Here is a 14552-nt window from a genome sequence, read left to right as displayed (position 1 = left end):
AATTTTACAATTAACCATGTGATTATAGGCCACAAAAAATACTGGTGTATTTTTTATTTTTTTGATATACTTTTTTTATATATTTTCAATGCTTTTAGTTTGTAAGGAGGCAAAAAATATGATTATCGGTGTTGTCAAAGAGTTAAAAGAACAAGAAAATCGAGTAGCTATTACTCCTGCAGGTGTAGACGCACTTACAGCTTGCGGACACAAGGTTTTGATTGAGCAAGGTGCTGGATTGGGTTCGGGTTTTACTGACGAAAGCTACAAAGCAGCAGGAGCAGAAATCCTAAACAATGCCTCTGATGTATGGAAAAACAGCGAAATGATAGTCAAAGTTAAAGAACCTCACGAATCTGAATACGAGTATCTAAGGCCTGATTTAGTCTATTTTGCCTACCTCCATTTAGCTGCCGATATAAATTTGACTAAAGTCCTTATGGAATCCGGTGTAACAGCTATAGCTTACGAAACGGTTCAACGGAATGATAAAAGTCTTCCTCTCTTAACACCTATGAGCGAAGTTGCTGGTCGCATGGCTATTCAGGAAGGTGCCATTTACCTTGAAAAGACTCGTGGAGGCAAAGGTATTTTACTTGAGGGCGTTCCCGGTGTAACTCCAGCATCTGTAGTCATTGTAGGGGCAGGCACTGTAGGAACCGGTGCCATCAGAAGAGCAATGGGTCTTGGGGCCCGTGTAACTGTTCTTGATATTAATGTAGACAGGCTACGCTACCTTGAAGATATATTTATGGGCAGAATTGAAACTTTATATTCTAATCGTTACAACCTTTCTAAAGCTTTAAAACATGCCGATCTTGTTGTAGGAGCAGTACTCATTCCTGGTGCTAAAACACCTAAATTGATTACTGAAGAAATGGTCAAAAAAATGCAGCCTGGAAGTGTCATAGTCGATGTAGCAATCGACCAAGGCGGCTGTGTAGAAACTATCGAACGGCCAACTACACATGCAAATCCTGTGTTTGTAAAACACGGCGTTATTCACTATGCCGTATCAAATATACCGGGCGCAGTTCCACGCACCTCTACCCTTGCTTTGACAAACGCTACGCTGCCATATATACTGGAAATGGCAAAGAAAGGCTGGAAACAGGCTGTATTAGATGATGAAGCTTTGGCAAAAGGCGTAAATGTCATGAACGGCAAAATAACTAATAAAGCCGTAGCCGAAGCTCACAACCTGCCATATTATCCTTTGGAAGAAGTTATGAAAAATTAGTTATTATAAAAGTCTCCCTGTCGGGAGACTTTTTGCTATTTATACTTTACTGGGTAAGTAGAAAGAAAATTCCGTTCCACCTTCATCACAATTTTGAGCCCATACACGACCATTGTGCAGCTCTATAATTTTTTTAACAATTGCAAGACCTAGGCCAGTGCCACTTTTTTTTCGCTCACGAGATTTGTCTACTTTATAAAACCGTTCCCAAATAAAAGGCAGCTCGTCCTGCGGTATACCTGGACCGCTATCTTTAACTGATACAATAACACCTTCCTTTGCAGGCCGAACTTTAATTATCACTTTACTGCCTTCTGGAGAATACCTTATAGCATTGTCAACTAGATTTATCAAGACTTGCTCAATGCGGTCTTCATCAGCCACAATCAAAGGCAACTCTTCTTGAATTTCGACTACTAGCTCTAAATCTTTGTTATTGCAGACAGGCTGCACTTTTTTTGAAACTTTTTCTATAATGTACTCAATAGCTACATTGTTTTTCCTTATATCTAAATGACCAGATTCTATATTAGAAAGATCTAAAAGCTCATCAACCAATCGGCGCAATCTCAATGTTTCTTCGAGGATAATATTTAAGTATTTATCGCGCTCTTCTTGATTTTGTACCATGCCATCAAGCAATGCTTCCGTATATCCTTGCAGATACGTAAGGGGAGTTCTCAGTTCATGAGATACATCGCCTACAAATTCCCTACGCAAATCCTCAAGTTTCCTTTCCCTGGTTATATCCTGAAGTACCGCTAAAATTCCCCAAAGTTTTTTATTGTCATCAAAAAGGGGAGTCATTCTCACGCTTATGATTTTTCCTTTTAATTTTATTTCTTGATTAATGTATTCACCATTATCTTTAATTTGTTTTAGGAGGGGTCTTAAAATATCAAATTGATAGCTGCCACTATCACCTGCATCTGACATAATTTCAACTGCCTGAGGATTTGCCATGATAATCTGACCATCTTCGTCAAAGGTCACAACACCATCAGTCATGCTTAAAAGTATATTTTGAAGTTGCCGTTTCTCCTGATTTAATGCATTAATATTTTCCTCTAAGGCATCTGACAAATAGTTCATGGTTTTAGCTAATGTGCCTATTTCATCATCTGTATCCACACTAACCTTGTGATTAAATTCGCCTCTTGCCATTTTCTCTGCAGCTTTTTTCATTTGTACAAGAGGTTTAGATACTGTCCTTGACAACACAAAACTCAGTACCGTAGAAATCATTACGGTTATTGCCGCTGCCAGTAAAATCAGACGCCTTATGTGCCAAATACTATTTTCAATTGTGGACATGGGTGAGTATAAAATAAGGCCGCCTGCCACACCTAATTCGGTCTTTATAGGCAATGCAACTGTTAGCATCGGTGCATTAAACTGTGGAATATGCCCCTTATGCACTACTGTATTGCCTTTTAACACTTCAGCCAATTCTTTAGCCCCTATAGCCATACCTTTGAGTTTTATAATATTAGAGCTTGCCTGAATAAGGCCCTGTCTGTCTATTAAAACTGCATGGGCATTAATGAATTTACTAATATCGAGAAGTTCCTCTGGATTTGCTCCGCTTAAAATTAAAGCAACCAACTGCTGCCCTTCGTTTATCATCTCGTTTTTTCGCAAATTAAAATAAAAGTCCTCAAAAACACTTGAAAGCACAAGCCCTGAGAACATAAGTGTAACAATGGCCAAAACAGTCATATAAAGCCACAATTTTGTTATTATACTCTTTTTTATATTCACTCTTCCACCTCAAATTTATAACCAACGCCCCAAATGGTATTTATGTATGAGGCAGCTTTGCTTCGGCCAAGTTTTTCTCTGAGTTGTTTCACATGGGTATCTACAGTCCTTAGGCTACCAAAAAAATCATAGCCCCAAACTTCTTCTAATAATTTTTCTCTATTGAAAACTTTATCCTTGTTTTTTGCTAAAAAATATAACAGATCGAATTCTTTTGGGGTAAGTGTAATTTCTTTATCATTAACTTTCACTACTCTAGCAGTTGGGTCAATTGAAAGCTCAGGAAAAACTAAAATTTCAGCTTCTTCATCATTGTTTCTTGCTGCAGTACGTCTTAAAAGGGCCTTTACTCTTGCAGTTAGTTCTCTGGGGCTAAATGGCTTTACCACATAATCATCGGCACCCAGTTCAAATCCTAAAACTTTGTCAAATTCTTCACCTCTGGCTGTAAGCATCATGACAGGAGTGTCGTATTTTTTCCGTATTTCTTTGCAGACTGTCCAGCCATCAATGACCGGAAGCATTAAATCGAGTATAATCAAGTCGTAAGACTTGCTTGATATCATATCTAGTGCCGTCTCACCGTCATATGCTTCATCTACTATAAACCCTTCCCGTTCCAAATACAACCTTACTAAATCCACTATGCGTTTTTCATCATCTACCACCAAAATTCTTATTCCTTTCATAATTTTTAGCCCCCAATTTATAACTTAAATATCGTCAACGCCTTTCCTCTTTGCCTAATGATATTATAGATTTTGCTGGCATTTCAGTCAACTTAAGGCTTCTTGGATTGTTTTGAAAATAAAAATGCGGAGCACCGTCTTGCACACCGCAAATAAAAATTAGTTTACTACTTTTTTCTCATCTCGCCTGTTGCCTTATCTATGTAATATTCCCCTTTTATTAAAAGCTCTGAAATGGGAACGATTTTGTAGCCCTGGCTATGAAGCTCTTTTATAATAGGCTCTAGCGCCTCTGCTGTATGCTTTCCGTTGTTGTGAAATAGTACTATGGAGCCAGGTTTTATCTGATTGATAACTCTGTCATAAATAGCACTGGCGCTTAGATCCTTCCAGTCTAAAGAATCCACATCCCATTGAATAACGTAGTAGCCCAATTCATTACAAGTAGTTATAAGGGTGTTGCTGTAGTCGCCAAAAGGCGGTCTGAACAATGTGGCTTCTTGGCCTGTAAGTTCCTTTATTTTATTGTGAGTAACTGTAATTTCTTTAATTATCTCTTGTTTTGAAAGACTTCCCATATTAGGGTGTGTAGCCGAGTGATTCCCTATTTCATGGCCTTCTGCCGCAATTCGGCGAGTCATTTCCGGATTTTTGTCCATCCAAAACTCAACTAGAAAGAAAGTGGTTTTTATATTGTGTTTTTTTAATATTTCTAAAAGCTTTGGAGTAATATCAGCACCCCATGCCGCATCAAAGGATATGGCTACTTTCTTTTCCTGGGTCTCTACTCTATATATTGGCACTAGTCGGTCTGCGCCAGCAAAAACGCTGACTGCTCTTGGAAAAAAAGTGTGGTTATGAGCCAAAAATATTGCTGCCAATATTATAAGACATATGAGTTTTGTTATTGTTTCTCTGCTGAGGTAGAAGCGTTTAATTTTCTCCACCTCCCTAAACTTACGACTGTTTTATTTTATTCATCCAAAAAACGCAATATGAATATAAACAAAATTTATCAAGGATATTTTTGCTTTGAATATAACTTAAAACGTTAGAATACTATTAAATAGAAGCGGGAGGTGTATAAAAATGCTTACCTTAAGACAGCAAAAAGGAGTTGTTTGGGGAATTATCTGGAGCTTTATTGCTTGGGTGCCTTATTACACGGAATATCTCGGCAGCGTCAGAAACTACTTAGGAATACCGGCAGCTCTAGGTCTTAATCTCGAACTTGCCTTAAAACGGGGTGACGCCTTTGTCTATAGCATTCTCTTCGGTGCAGGTATAGGGTTTCTTGCCGCAAGTCTTTTTGACCTTTTAGCTTCAAATGTAAAAGTTATCGGATTGTTCTCTTCAAAGAAAAAGAGGGTTCTTCGGAGGGGGCTTTAGATTTTGTTTATTTGGAAGACATTTATTACAACTTTTTTTTTTGGTTTTTTTAGCAGAATTGGGAGATAAGACACAGCTCTCTACAATGCTTCTTTCTGCTCACAATGAGTCGTATTTCAGCGTCTTTCTAGGAGCAGCATCAGCACTTATCCTAAACGCTGCTATTGGAGTGTATTTAGGCTCACTTATTTCCAAATCTGTACCTCTTTATTACATTCATTTAGGCGGCGGCTTAGCTTTTATTATCCTGGGCGTACTGCTTATTACACAAAAATTTTAAAACACACATTGTAAAAAAACCTGAATAATTGCATTAGATACTACCGTCATGGTAAAATAAAAAGGATTTATTTAACATAAATTGCACTAATCATCCTTAGTAAGGAGTGAAAGCTTTGTCGCTGAATTCATTATATACCTTGTTTGGCGGTTTGGGACTTTTTATTTACGGTATGAAAATAATGGGAGAAGGCCTTGAAAAAGCAGCAGGTGACCGACTGAAATATCTTCTGGAACTTCTAACTCGAAACCGCTTAATAGGTGTTTTGGTAGGTGCAGTAGTAACAGCTATAATCCAAAGCAGCAGTGCCACTACAGTAATGGTAGTGGGTTTGGTAAATGCAGGCATTATGGACCTTCCACAGGCTATAGGCGTTATCATGGGAGCCAATATTGGTACCACCATGACTGCACAGCTGATTGCCTTTAAATTAACTGATATCGCGCTACCCGCCATAGGCCTCGGGACATTAATTATCACTTTTGGAAGAAATAAAACTCAACGATACATTGGACAAGTTGTTCTAGGATTTGGACTTTTGTTTTTTGGCATGCAGACTATGGAAACGGCATTAAAGCCACTGGCGAAAATGCCTGAGTTTGTAAACTTCGTAGCCAATTTCAGCAAAACACCTCTGCTTGGTGTATTAGCTGGATTTCTAACAACCGGTTTGGTTCAAAGCAGTAGTGCCACAATAGGTATCCTGCAAGCTTTAGCAAGTCAGGGAATTGTAGATATATCAATAGCACTGCCAATTCTATTTGGTGACAATATCGGAACATGTGTCACAGCCCTCCTTTCCAGTATCGGCACCAACATTACTGCCAGGCGCGCTGCCGTGTTTCATCTTACTTTTAACGTCATAGGTACGATAATTTTCCTATTTATACTTCCTTGGGTTCAAATTATCGTAACTTTAGCTTCTTCCGATCCCGTAAGGCAAATAGCAAATGCTCATACCTTTTTTAATATAACGAATACCATCATACAGCTTCCCTTTGCATTTTTGCTGGCAAAACTCGTTACAACTCTCATTCCGGGGCAACCTGATATTATTGAGAGAGGCTTAAAATATATCGACGATAGGCTTCTGGAAACTCCATCTATCGCCTTTACGCAGGTTAAAAAAGAAATTGCCCGCATGGGCAACTTGTCACTGGAAATCCTGCGGGACTCCATAAATGTTTTTCTCGATTACAGCGAACAAAGGGATAAATTGGTAAAAGAAAAGGAAACTGTTATAAATGACCTGGCAGGAGAAATCACCCGATATCTGGCTATGCTTTCCCGAACACCCTTGTCAGATGACGAGTACAATTCTATAACTGATTTAGTTAGCACAGTAAACGATATGGAGCGCGTGGGAGACCATGCTATAAACATATTGGAACTGGCAGAATATAAAAATGAACATCAACTGCCCTTTAGCAATATAGCTATCAAAGAATTGACAGAGATGTCTTCTAAAGTACAGGAGACATTTGATTTGGCGGTTTATTCTTTTCTGCATTGGGATAAGCCTTCCGCAGAGAAAATTGTAAAACATGAAGAAGAAATTGACATGATGGAAGAGAAACTCCGCTTAAATCACATAAAACGCCTAAATGAAGGATCATGCAACCCCAGTTCCGGAGTTGTATTTTTGGACCTTCTGACAAATTTAGAGCGTGTAGGAGACCATTCTTTTAACATTGCTTCCTATGTTTTAGATATTGATAAAAACTATAAAAACCTCTCCAGGTAATGTTATTCATACCCAAAACATTTTCGGCTTTAAGTCGGAAATGTTTTTTTGATTTTGGGACAATATATTATTTAGACTTAGCTTAATGCTCTTTTGTATCATTTTCTCGGTTCTCATCTTCTCCCATGTCCTTTTTACAATATGGACAAATCAACAAATTTTTATCCGCTGCAGAATATAAGTACTTATTGCAATTAGGACATGTGGTAATATAGCTCATTAAATTTTTTTGGGTGATAATTTATGAATACCTTTTTTAAAATATTTTTTTTCAGTTCCTTATCAGGGTTGGCCGTCGTTTTAGGCGGTTTTTTAGGTACAAAGAAAATTCCTGATAAGGTTTTAGCTTTTGTGCTGGCTTTTGGCTCAGGGGTATTGTTATCTGTACTTTCTTATTCACTTATGCATGAAGCTTACAGGCTGTCGGGGCCTGTTTTCACATCTATAGCCTTTGTATTAGGCGGTGCCTTTTTATACTTAGTTGAAGGTCTGATGTCAAGATACGTAGCACCTGGCACCGGAGCCATAATTGGAACTGCCCTTGATGACTTGCCCGAAACTTTAAGTATGGGAATAGGTTTTGCCACAGATGAAGGTCGATTGGGAATAGTAATCGCTCTATCTGTTCTGCTTCACAATGTACCGGAGGGGATCTCGTCAACAAAAGACCTTGTTGATGAGGCAGGCCTTACCCCAAAGTCTGCTATGGTGCTGGCAATAATCATTGCACTCTTAGATCCTTTTGCAGCCTTGACCGGTTATTATTTATTGAGGAATTTAAGCGACGTTTGGCTAGGGATGATAATGGCCTTTTCAGGGGGCTCGATATTATTTATGACCGGCACCTCACTCATACCCAAGGCCCACAGCTTAGGGACTCGTTTAGAAAATGCAGGAGTACTGGTAGGTTTTTTAGCCTCTTTTCTTATCGGCAGATTATTATAAAAAAATTTTTCTCGTTAAACACAATCCTATGGTATAATAAGACAAAGTGAATTTGTTTTCGGGGGTGTTCTCTTGGAAAGTATCGACGTTGCCAAAATAGCCTTAAAAATGGCACTTTCTACCCGTTCAGAAGAAGCTGAGCTAAAACAAACCTTTCGAGAAATGAATGTAAAGGTTTGCGCCGTTGACTTTGGAGGAAGTTTGGTAAATTCAATTGAAAAAATAATTGAAAGAGCCCTTGTGGCAGCAAAGCGGGAAGGAATCATAAAGGAAAATGTTCACGTATTAGAAGGGGCTTTGATAGGCGCAACCCGTGAAGCTCTTTCTCAAGTTTTGCAAAAAGCTATGGGCTTTAATGTAGGCGGCAAAATTGGAATTGCCCGCAGCGGTGAACATCTGACAGTGGCAATGTTTTTTGGGATAGGTTTTTTGAATTTTAACGATGTCGTTGTGGGGTTAGGCCATAGAGCTTTGCCTAAAAATAATCTATAGAAAAATTATACTATTGACTTTTTGCTTTTTGGACTATATAATCAAATGCAAATCAAAAAAACTTTGTAGAACGGTAGTATGGTAGGAGATGTATTTGAGAAAAACACTCTTACTAAAGGTGTTTTTTTGTTGTACATTTTTCTCCCCATGCTAACCAAAAAGAAGGGGGTTTTTTTATTGAAAAAACATTTTATTGTCACATTAACAATTATCGTTGCTTTAACACTCATGTTGGCTGGATGCGGCAGTTCAGCAAATAACAATTCCAAAACTGAAGCACCACCACAAGAGACCGCAGATGCAGAAAAAGTGTTTAAAATCGGTATATCCCAGTTTGTGGAACATCCTGCATTAGACGGAGCACGCCAAGGTTTTATTGACGGATTAAAAGAAGCAGGCTTTGAGGAAGGAAAAAATATGGAAATAATATTGGAAAATGCTCAGGCTGACTTCCCTACCACCCAGACAATCGCAAATAACCTTGTCAGGGAAAATGTAGATTTGATCTTGGCGATTGCTACGCCTTCAGCTCAGTCAGCAGCCAACGCCACCAAAGATATTCCCATATTAATCACTGCTGTCACCGATCCTGTGGAAGCAGGACTTGCAAAAAGTTTAGAAAAGCCGGGAACTAACGTAACCGGTACTACAGATATGAATCCGGTTAAACAGCAGATAGAGTTGATAAAGGAAATTCTACCTGGAGCTAAAAACATCGGCATTGTATACAATGCCGCAGAACCAAACTCAGTAATTCAAGTAAACATCGCCAAAGAATCCGCTCAGGCTTTAGGTCTACAAGTTCACGAAGCCACTGTAGCAAACAGCAGTGAAGTAAATCAGGCAATGCAATCCCTGGCGGGCAAGGTAGATGCCATCTACACTCCCACAGACAATACCGTGGCTTCGGCTATGGGCGCAATAATTAAGGTAGCCAATGACGCCAAAATTCCCGTTATCGGCGCTGAGAGCGGTCATGTGGAAGGCGGTGCTTTAGCTGCCCTAGGAATAGATTACTATCTTTTAGGAAAACAGACAGGACTTGTAGCAGCCAAAGTATTAAACGGCGAAAACCCTGCAGATATTCCAATTGAGGGCTCTAAGGATTTAAAATTGATAATAAATAAAAAATCAGCAGAGATTTTAAATTTAAATATTCCCGAATCGGTACTTAACAGGGCCGATGAAATCATAGAAAAATAATTAAAACTTAAGGTGTGATCTTAACATGTTGCAAAACTTATTCATAACAATATTTGAACTAGTGCCAATGCTATTAAAATCTGCAGAACAAGGTTTGGTATTCGGAGTAATGGCTCTAGGCGTTTATATAACGTTTAAGATACTAAACTTTGCGGATTTGACTGTAGACGGAAGTTTTCCTCTAGGAGCCGCTGTAGCCGCTTCCCTCATAGTAAGCGGCTACAACCCGTTCTTTGCTACTTTTGTTGCTTTTATCGCAGGTGCTTTGGCCGGCGCCATGACAGGTCTTTTAAATACTAAAGCGCAAATTAGTGATTTGTTATCCGGTATTTTAACCATGACTTCACTGTACTCAATTAATCTTCGCATTATGGGAAAGCCCAATACACCGCTACTAAATCAATCAACGATTTATTCTTTAATCAGTGATTTCTTTAGCAAAATATGGCCTTCATTTCCAACAGAATACACTTATATCATGTTTTTCATTGTATTTGCTTTATTGATAAAAATTTTACTTGATGCTTTTTTAAAGACGCAAATAGGTTTTGCCCTCAGAGCTACTGGAGATAATCCTCAAATGATTCGAAGTCAAGGAGTAAATACTGACCTTGCCAAAGTAATTGGGCTTATCCTCTCAAATGGTTTTATTGCTCTGTCGGGTGCATTAGTTGCTCAATATCAAGGCTTTGCAGATGTAGGAATGGGAGTAGGCACCATAGTGGCAGGTCTGGCTTCGGTAATCATCGGCGACTCCCTCTTCGGTTCAAAGACTATTTTCATAAGTACTTTGGGAGTGCTATTGGGTTCCTTTTTATATCGCTTCAGCATCGCTTTAGTTTTATCTTTCCGTTTGGCTCAAGCTTCGGATTTAAAGTTACTTACTGCAATTGTGGTCATTATTGCATTAACGGCACCGAGGTTTAAACAAACTTTTAAGGTTTCTGCGAAAGGAGGTAAGTCTTATGGTAATTCTTGAACACATACACAAAATCTTTCATCGAAATACACCTAATGAAAATCACGCGTTAGCAGATTTGTCTTTAGAAATACAAGATGGGGATTTTATTACGGTAATAGGCAGCAACGGTGCCGGTAAATCCACAATGCTCAATGCTATTGCAGGAGTATTCCCTATTGACAGCGGCAGGATTATCCTAGACGGCCAGGATATTACTAATCTACCTGAACACAAACGGGCAGCTTTTATTGGACGGGTTTTTCAGGATCCTATGCTCGGAACTGCTCCTTCAATGACCATAGAAGAAAATCTTTCAATGGCATATGCAAGGCCCAATAATATGTCCCTTCGATGGGGCCTGGATTTTAACCGCAGAAAAATATTTAAAGAATACCTTAAAAACCTTCCCCTTGGCCTTGAAGATCGCCTTACTACCAAAGTGAAATTGCTTTCAGGCGGTCAGCGGCAGGCGTTGACCCTCATTATGGCCACTATGAAAAAACCAAAATTATTGCTTCTAGATGAGCACACAGCTGCATTGGATCCAAAGACAGCAATTTTGGTAAACAGCCTCACTGAAGAAATAGTGCACAAAAACAAAATCACCACAATCATGGTGACTCACAATTTAGAACACGCCATAAAAATGGGTAATAGGCTCATAATGATGCACAAAGGCCGAATCGTGATGGATATAAAAGGAGAGGAAAAGGCTACTATGACCATTCCTCGCCTATTAAATAAATTTGAGCAGCTTCAAGGAGAAAAATTCGTTGATGATAGAGTCATGCTTGCTTAAAGCTCAAATTCCGCATAGTAATTATTGCCGTCCTTTTGTAAAAAGACCATTCCTTTTTCTTTTTTAGCTGTACTTTGCGGAACATCATATCTAAAAAGTCCATAAGTCAATTGTTGGTGTAACTTATGGCCTGATAAGTCCAGGGCTTGAGGCAGATTTGTTTCAAGCCATTTTTTGTTGTACACGTATTCCTTGGCTCTGTTTATAAATTCTCGATTTTCGACAGGTTTAATACAGTTCGGCAAAGCTGTTTTACTGCTTGTAAGCATAAAATCAAATTTTAATAGATCATTAAACAGAGCTGTATCTATTTCAAGGCTTTGAGCAAAGGTAAATAGTATATCGTACTGGGCTTTTAAGGAATGCTGCACCCTGAAAAATCCTCTTTTTTTACAGAAATCATAAAAAGCCATGTACAAGTCGAAAGGCCTCTGAAAGTTTTTGCAAAGGTAAGTTAAAGAGTGCTGAAAACGGCCGCTATTGTAATATTTGTCCAATAGCTTAGCAATACCTGTCAGTATACAAAGCTCATCGTAACTTATATCATTGTTATACAAAATCTCATAAGGAGGTTTTGACCGATATACAATACCGTACTTATCGGCATCTCTTCTCAGTCTTGTCCCCTTTAAAAGCTTTAAAAATCCCAGTTGAATCTCCTGCGGATAAAGGTTATATACATCATCAAAGGAATGGCTGAAACTTTCAAAACTCTCATAGGGGAGACCTGCTATTAAATCCACATGAAGTTTTATGCCGGTTGTCTTAAGTTGCCTTATCCCTTCAAGGGCCCTTTTCACATCAGGAGTTCTGGATATTTCTCTTAAAGTTTTCACATTGGTGCTTTGAATGCCTATTTCAAATTGCAGTCGGTTTTTTAGGCCTTCCAAACCTCTTATAAAATCGTCATTTACCAGCTCAGGATTTATTTCGCAGTGAAAAACAGTGCTGCCTGGCAGTTCCCGTATGACTTCAAGTATTCTAAGGGCTCTTTCCAGATCACAGTTAAAAGAGCGGTCAACTAGTTTTACCACTTTAACGCCCATTTGAGTAAAGCGCAGGAAATCCTGCTTCACCTTTTCTATATCAGAAAATCTGACATCAGTTTCCAGTGAAGACAAGCAAAAGGCACACCTAAAATAACACCCCCGGGATGTTTCATAATACACCAATTTATGTTCTAAGTCTTCATCAACATAAGAAAAAGGTATACGATTTAAATCTACATACTCTTTCGGTGGATTTACTAGGATATTTTTATCACTTCTATAAGCTATTCCATCTATAGAGTCTATAGTCTCATTTCCCCTTAATACTTTAAGCAGTTTGCCAAATCGCTCCTCACCTTCGCTTAATATTATATAGTCTATATATTGCTTTTTGTTTAGAAAGTCCTCTGCATCATATGAAACCTCTGGCCCGCCTAAGACAATCACTGTTTTAGACTTTAACTTTTTTATGTTTTCAGCAATATATAACACATCTTCAATATTCCATAAGTAGCATGAAAATCCGATTATGTCTGCATTATAAGACATAATGTCTTCTAAAATCTCGTCTAGACTATCATTTATCGTAGCCTCATAAATACTAATATCCTCATCGTTTAAATACGCTGCAATATTTCTTATAGCAAGGTTTGTGTGGATATATTTGGCATTTATTCCTACCAACAGTGTTTTCATATGTATCCCTCTGTCTTGTTTTATATTTATTATATCATTGTATTGTGCAGAAATCTTATCTATTGTATTATTCTTTTTAATGTCTCCACTTGTGAGCTAGATAATTTACCTATTTCTGGCTCTTCCAAAGTCCATATTAAAGCTATACCTTCATCCCCCTTCATCCATATATGAAGTGGATGTGTGAATATTCCAGTTTTGTGATTTATTTGTAAAATTATATCTGGATATGTATCTTCGTCACATTCGCCACGTGAAAATTTTATTTGGTTAAAGAGATTTTCGTATTCAGCTATTTTTTTCTGATCTTTGATTTCTTTTGTAAACGTAAATGCGTGGTCACTAATATGGTGGCCTACTACTAATACTTTATCTGGTGCCATGTATTTTTTAAAAGTATTTTTAAAAAATGGAAATAAGAGTATCAACACTATAATCACTACTATCATCACTTTTTTCTTCAATAATAAAACCTCCATTCCGTTATATTACAACTTAAACTTCTTTATTTTTCCGTTTTTATTATAGTGCCTATATTAAATATATTCTACTTTTTAATATATTGCTAAGGCGTATCTAATTAATAAACAGCTAAAAACGTCCCCTGTCACCTTTAAGTTAAGAAATAATCACCCGCTTTAGCTTTGTTAGGTGATTATTTCTTAAAGCTTAGTGATTTAATTCACTCTTACTGAAGTTGTTTAAACTATACCAGATTTTTCGTTGATTATGCTTTAACACAATAGTATCTACTACGGAGGTGAGTTGTTGAGTGGTAACTTACATGTTTACTCTTTTTGCCAGTATATCTATGTATTTTCCATACGATTATTGGTTGGACTTCAAAATCCTTTTCACCATAAGCTTTCCAATAATCCGTTGTGTTCGGTGCTTCTATGTATACACCACTTACGCTATTCGATACATAACCTAATTCTGCACTTACAGTTACCATATCAAAAGGTTCTGGAAAGGAAACAGATACTGAATATTTCGCTCCACCAGATGTTGAACAATAGAATCCTCCGCCGCCAGGAAATTTTGTTCCATTCCTGGGTTGGTTGGCAAGAAATCCTTCTATTGTTACTTCTTTTATAGGTCCGTATTCTACTTCATAAATATAATCATAATCACCTGTGGGTAATTCATTCATTATTTCTTGTATCTGCTTTTTATACTCTGCATTTTTCTCTACCTCAGGTACAATATATTCATAGATCAGACTTTTACTAGATTGTTTTGTCATTCCAAAAGCTAAAGGAATATTAAATAATAAAAAAATTGTTAATAGAAAGTACACCATAAGTCTTTTTTTCATAATGTTTCCTCCTTGTACAATATAGCGTATTGTAAAGTTAAATGAA

15 protein-coding genes are annotated in these 14552 nt (G+C 37.8%); 9 read left to right on the top strand and 6 right to left on the bottom strand.

Annotated elements, in window-relative coordinates:
• Positions 1-118 precede the first annotated feature (118 nt).
• The gene (gene ald, locus JT739_RS11885; protein ID WP_237661347.1) at positions 119-1240 is read left to right on the top strand and encodes an alanine dehydrogenase; all 1122 of its coding nucleotides are present in this window, start codon (positions 119-121) and stop codon (positions 1238-1240) included.
• Between the two features lie 39 nt (positions 1241-1279).
• Here ald and JT739_RS11880 read toward each other — a convergent pair whose 3' ends face one another.
• The 3 genes from JT739_RS11880 to JT739_RS11870 form a co-directional block, all read right to left on the bottom strand.
• Positions 1280-3001, bottom strand: coding sequence for an ATP-binding protein (locus JT739_RS11880; protein WP_237661346.1), 1722 nt, complete (start codon positions 2999-3001; stop codon positions 1280-1282).
• A complete protein-coding gene (locus JT739_RS11875) occupies positions 2998-3690 on the bottom strand; it encodes a response regulator transcription factor (RefSeq protein ID WP_237661345.1) in 693 nt (230 codons plus the stop codon). The genes JT739_RS11880 and JT739_RS11875 overlap by 4 nt, the downstream gene beginning before the upstream one ends.
• A gap of 167 nt (positions 3691-3857) precedes the next feature.
• Entirely contained in the window at positions 3858-4637 is a 780-nt protein-coding gene (locus JT739_RS11870; RefSeq protein ID WP_237661344.1) for a polysaccharide deacetylase family protein, read from the bottom strand.
• A 142-nt stretch (positions 4638-4779) separates the two neighbouring features.
• Here JT739_RS11870 and JT739_RS11865 point away from each other — a divergent pair, with 142 nt between their 5' ends.
• The 8 genes from JT739_RS11865 to JT739_RS11830 all read left to right on the top strand — a co-directional run bounded on the left by JT739_RS11865 (position 4780) and on the right by JT739_RS11830 (position 11503).
• The gene (locus JT739_RS11865) at positions 4780-5079 is read left to right on the top strand and encodes a hypothetical protein (protein ID WP_237661343.1); all 300 of its coding nucleotides are present in this window, start codon (positions 4780-4782) and stop codon (positions 5077-5079) included.
• Positions 5080-5137: 58 nt separating this feature from the next.
• The gene (locus JT739_RS11860) at positions 5138-5359 is read left to right on the top strand and encodes a TMEM165/GDT1 family protein (protein ID WP_237661342.1); all 222 of its coding nucleotides are present in this window, start codon (positions 5138-5140) and stop codon (positions 5357-5359) included.
• A 115-nt stretch (positions 5360-5474) separates the two neighbouring features.
• Positions 5475-7103, top strand: coding sequence for a Na/Pi cotransporter family protein (locus JT739_RS11855; RefSeq protein WP_237661341.1), 1629 nt, complete (start codon positions 5475-5477; stop codon positions 7101-7103).
• A gap of 243 nt (positions 7104-7346) precedes the next feature.
• A complete protein-coding gene (locus JT739_RS11850) occupies positions 7347-8048 on the top strand; it encodes a ZIP family metal transporter (protein ID WP_237661340.1) in 702 nt (233 codons plus the stop codon).
• A gap of 72 nt (positions 8049-8120) precedes the next feature.
• Positions 8121-8540, top strand: a complete 420-nt coding sequence (locus JT739_RS11845) for a HutP family protein (RefSeq protein ID WP_237661339.1) — start codon at positions 8121-8123, stop codon at positions 8538-8540.
• A gap of 177 nt (positions 8541-8717) precedes the next feature.
• A complete protein-coding gene (locus JT739_RS11840) occupies positions 8718-9743 on the top strand; it encodes an ABC transporter substrate-binding protein (RefSeq protein WP_237661338.1) in 1026 nt (341 codons plus the stop codon).
• A gap of 25 nt (positions 9744-9768) precedes the next feature.
• Positions 9769-10722, top strand: coding sequence for an ABC transporter permease (locus JT739_RS11835; protein ID WP_237661337.1), 954 nt, complete (start codon positions 9769-9771; stop codon positions 10720-10722).
• The gene (locus JT739_RS11830) at positions 10709-11503 is read left to right on the top strand and encodes an ABC transporter ATP-binding protein (protein WP_237661336.1); all 795 of its coding nucleotides are present in this window, start codon (positions 10709-10711) and stop codon (positions 11501-11503) included. The genes JT739_RS11835 and JT739_RS11830 overlap by 14 nt, the downstream gene beginning before the upstream one ends.
• On the opposite strand, the gene JT739_RS11825 is transcribed toward JT739_RS11830, so the two are convergent.
• The 3 genes from JT739_RS11825 to JT739_RS11815 form a co-directional block, all read right to left on the bottom strand.
• Positions 11500-13188: a B12-binding domain-containing radical SAM protein gene (locus JT739_RS11825; RefSeq protein ID WP_237661335.1), complete on the bottom strand. Its 1689-nt coding sequence runs from the start codon at positions 13186-13188 to the stop codon at positions 11500-11502. The two genes, JT739_RS11830 and JT739_RS11825, sit on opposite strands and share 4 nt — an antisense overlap.
• Before the next feature lie 59 nt (positions 13189-13247).
• Positions 13248-13652, bottom strand: coding sequence for a hypothetical protein (locus JT739_RS11820; protein ID WP_237661334.1), 405 nt, complete (start codon positions 13650-13652; stop codon positions 13248-13250).
• A 263-nt stretch (positions 13653-13915) separates the two neighbouring features.
• Positions 13916-14506 carry a hypothetical protein gene (locus JT739_RS11815; RefSeq protein WP_237661333.1) on the bottom strand — a complete coding sequence of 197 codons (591 nt, stop codon included), beginning with the start codon at positions 14504-14506 and terminating at the stop codon, positions 13916-13918.
• Positions 14507-14552 lie beyond the last annotated feature (46 nt).

The organism is Tepidanaerobacter sp. GT38 (genome assembly GCF_021991635.1).
In the GTDB taxonomy this organism is placed as follows: domain Bacteria; phylum Bacillota; class Thermosediminibacteria; order Thermosediminibacterales; family Tepidanaerobacteraceae; genus DTU063.
The sequence above is the reverse complement of the archived record's forward strand: the minus strand, read 5'-3'. Positions and strand labels throughout refer to the sequence as shown.